Origin of the sequence: Kitasatospora sp. NPDC004799, assembly GCF_040609095.1 — a bacterium.
Classification (GTDB): Bacteria; Actinomycetota; Actinomycetes; order Streptomycetales; family Streptomycetaceae; genus Kitasatospora.
In genome coordinates this window covers 1-3,374 of sequence record NZ_JBEXJK010000611.1, presented here as the reverse complement: position 1 = coordinate 3,374, position 3,374 = coordinate 1, and the positions used below count along the sequence as shown (strand labels likewise).

Genomic DNA, 3,374 nt, shown 5'->3' with positions numbered 1-3,374 from the left:
GGGATCGAGCCGGACACCGCGGTCGACGCCGCCGAGGCCGGCACCGGGCTGTTCGCCGCGCTGGCCGGCGCGGGCTACGCGGCGTACGGCGGCAAGCAGACCGACCGGGACATGGCCGGACAGTCGCTGGCCGCCGACACGCTGATCTCCGCGGAGCTGGGCACCCGCGAGGGCATCCAGGTGCCGGGCGCCGGGGGGACGAACCCGGACGTCCCGCCGCCGCCCACCCCCGTCGCCACCGAACCGGCGGCCGTCCCGAGTGCCACCGGCACGCCGACCGCGACCGCCCCGGCCTCCCCGACGGCTCCGGCCACCGCGAGCCCGACGGCCGTCCCCACTCCCACGGCCGCCACGTCCGCCACGGTCAAGGCGACCCCGAGCGCCACCCGGAGCGCCACCGCCGCCCCGACCGCCAAGCGGGCCGCCGCGGGGCCGCCGCCGGGCGGGGGCGCGTCGCCCTCGTACGCCCAGCAGGTCGTGGACCTGGTCAACGTCGAGCGCTCCAAGGCCGGCTGCGGGCCGGTCAGCGCCGAGCCCCGGCTGGCGAGCGCCGCCCAGTCGCACAGCGACGACATGGCCGACCGCAACTACTTCGACCACGCCAGCCCCGAGGGCAACCACGCCGACCACCGGATCGAGGCGGCCGGCTACAGCTGGAGCACCTGGGGCGAGAACATCGCCCGGGGCCAGAAGGACCCGGCCGCGGTGATGGACTCCTGGATGAACAGCCCCGGCCACCGGGCCAACATCCTGAACTGCTCGTTCAAGCAGCTCGGCGTGGGCGTGCGGACCGGCGCCAACGGCCCGTGGTGGACCCAGGTGTTCGCCGCCCCGGCGTGAACCGGCCCTGAACCGGCCCTGAGCCAGCCCTGGGCCGGCCGTGAACCGGCCGCTCTCCCGGCCCGGTCTGACGCCCAGACCGGGCCGACCGGTCCGGGCCGATTTTCCGATTCCGTGCACATTGTTGTTATCTGATCACTCCCCACGGGTCTCCGAGGAGGCAGCGGCGGACGGAAACACGGCAAGACGGAGTGCGGACCATGAACGCTGAGGTGCAGAACAGGACCGGGACCACCCTGGTGCTCGCGGCGCAGGCAGGTGATCGGCAGGCCCGGGAGGCGCTGGTCGCCGCCTGGCTGCCGCTCGTCTACAACGTGGCCGGCCGCGCCCTCGGCGGCCATGCCGACGTGGACGACGTCGCGCAGGAGACCATGATCCGGGCCCTGGACGGCCTGGACGGGCTCCGCGAACCCGAATCCTTCCGGTCCTGGCTGGTCGCCATCACCATGAACCAGGTGCGCCGTCGACACGCCGCCGGTCAGCAGCAGCCGACCGTCGGCGGCCTGGACGAGACCTGGGAGGTCGCCGACCCCCGGGCCGACTTCACCGATCTCACCATCCTGCGCCTCGGCCTGTCCGGCCAGCGCCGCGAGGTGGCCGAGGCCACCCGCTGGCTGGACCCCGACGACCGCGAGCTGCTCGCCCTCTGGTGGCTGGAGGCCGCGGGCGAACTGACCCGCGCCGAACTCGCCGAGGCCCTCGACCTGAGCCCGCAACACACCGCCGTGCGGGTGCAGCGGATGAAGAAGCAGCTCGAAGCGGGCCGCGTTGTCGTCCGCGCGCTCGGCGCCTACCCGCGCTGCCCCGGACTGACCGAGCTCACCGCGGGCTTCGACGGCACCCCGAACTCGGTCTGGCGCAAGCGCATCGCCCGCCACATCCGTGACTGCGCCGACTGCGGCGGCCTCGGCCGGGACCTGTTCCCGGCCGAAGGGCTGCTGGCCGGCCTCGCCCTGGTGCCGATCCCGCTGGACTCGCCCGTGCTGCTGCACTTCCAGCACACCGCGGCCACCGTCGCCTCCTCGGCCGCCGCCACCGGAGCGGGCTCCGGTACGGGAGCCGGAGCGGGTGCCGGAGCCCATTCCGGTTCCGGCGCGCACGCAGGCGCGCACGCAGGTGGGGGAGGGCACGGCGGCTGGGCCGGGACCGCGGCCCGCAAGGCCGTCCTGGCGAGCGGCGCGGCCGCGGCCGTCGCCGTGACCACCCTCGCCCTGGTCTGGCCGCAGGCCGGTGAGCCGCCGCAGACGACGGCACCCGAGCCCACCGCACCGGCCGCGGCCCAGGACACCCCGGCGGCCGCCGCCGCACCCGCTGCCGTCACGCCCACGCCCGTGCCGACCCCGATACCCGCGGAGAGCCCGACGCCGTCGGCGACGCCCACACCGACGCCGATCGCGACCCGCACCACCACCGCGACCCCGCAGCCCAACCCGGAACGCCAGCTGGTGGACCTGGTCAACGCCGAACGCGCCAAGGCCGGTTGCGCCCCGCTGCGGATCGACCCCCGGCTGCACGGCTCGGCCCAGAAGCACGCGGACGACATGGCCACCCGCGGCTTCTTCGACCACGTCAACCCGGACGGCGTCCGGACCGAGGCCCGGATCACCGCCGCCGGCTACCGCTGGTCCCAGTGGGGGGAGAACCTCGACCGGGGTCCGACCACCCCGGCCGCCGTCTTCGCCCGCTGGATGGACGGCGGAATCCACCAGTCCAACATGCTCGACTGCGGATTCAAGGACATCGGCGTCGGCTTCGCCACGAACGCGGCCGGCACCCCGTACTGGACCCAGGACCTCGGAGCCCCGCTGTCCTGAACCGCGCCGAGGCCCCCGACGACGGACCGGGGGCTATGCGGGCGTGGCCGCCACCAGGCCGTTCGCCGACCCGGTCACGTAGCCGGTGGCCTCCCCGAGGACACCACCCGCGTCACCGACCTGCCCGGGCACCACGTCCGGGGCGCTGCTCAGCGGACCGGGCAGGCCCTCCTGGCCGCCCACGGCACTGGCGTGCGCACTCGGCGCGGTGAGGGAGGCCACGACACCAACGGCGAGCGAGGCAACGGCAAGCATGCTGCGCTTCTTCATGGCCGGTCCAACGACGCTGCGCCGGAAGGGTTACGGCCCGCCGCGTCCTTCCGCCGCGTCAGGCCCGGTAGGACGTCCGCCCGGTGGCGCCGGAGGAGACCGACCGCACCTCGGGTATGAGCCCGCCGCTGAGCCGCAGGACGTCCGTCCCGCTGCGCGCCGTCACCCCGCCCTCGCCGTCCGGGAAGCCCGCCCGGTACGGCCGGGCCACCAGGCCGGACAGCACGCCGTCGGCCGACTCGACACGCGCCGGCGCGACACCCATCAGATCGACACCCATCACCGAACCCCCGTTCGTTCGTCCTCTCCGATCGTGCTCGGGACGCTGGGGTCCGTCTTCAAACTCGCGTCTGCGGCGCGACGCCGGGGCACGCACCTCGCCGCGTTGTCGTCGGTCGCCAATGCTCCGCAGTGGCTCCCTCCTCCGCCTTGCGATGCACGCACCCCAAC

General features: G+C 75.0%; 4 protein-coding genes. 2 read left to right on the top strand and 2 right to left on the bottom strand.

Going from position 1 to position 3,374, the window contains the following annotated elements:
• Both ABZW03_RS38865 and ABZW03_RS38860 read left to right on the top strand, forming a co-directional pair.
• Positions 1–840, top strand: an 840-nt coding sequence (locus ABZW03_RS38865) for a CAP domain-containing protein (protein WP_355269303.1), incomplete at its 5' end; no start/stop codon positions are given.
• Positions 841–1,040: 200 nt separating this feature from the next.
• The gene (locus ABZW03_RS38860) at positions 1,041–2,654 is read left to right on the top strand and encodes a sigma-70 family RNA polymerase sigma factor (protein WP_355269301.1); all 1,614 of its coding nucleotides are present in this window, start codon (positions 1,041–1,043) and stop codon (positions 2,652–2,654) included.
• Positions 2,655–2,687: 33 nt separating this feature from the next.
• Here the strand turns inward: ABZW03_RS38860 and ABZW03_RS38855 are convergent, their stop codons facing one another.
• Complete coding sequence (locus ABZW03_RS38855; protein ID WP_355269299.1) at positions 2,688–2,909, bottom strand: hypothetical protein; 222 nt, start codon at positions 2,907–2,909, stop codon at positions 2,688–2,690.
• Positions 2,910–2,982: 73 nt separating this feature from the next.
• Positions 2,983–3,204: a hypothetical protein gene (locus ABZW03_RS38850; protein WP_355269297.1), complete on the bottom strand. Its 222-nt coding sequence runs from the start codon at positions 3,202–3,204 to the stop codon at positions 2,983–2,985.
• Between the last annotated feature and the right edge of the window lie 170 nt (positions 3,205–3,374).

What these genes read in the sequence shown, in the direction of transcription:
- ABZW03_RS38860 (WP_355269301.1), top strand. Translation starts at nt 1,041, where the DNA reads ATGAACGCTGAGGTGCAGAACAGGACCGGGACCACCCTGGTGCTCGCG.
- ABZW03_RS38855 (WP_355269299.1), bottom strand. Translation starts at nt 2,909, where the DNA reads ATGCTTGCCGTTGCCTCGCTCGCCGTTGGTGTCGTGGCCTCCCTCACC.
- ABZW03_RS38850 (WP_355269297.1), bottom strand. Translation starts at nt 3,204, where the DNA reads ATGGGTGTCGATCTGATGGGTGTCGCGCCGGCGCGTGTCGAGTCGGCC.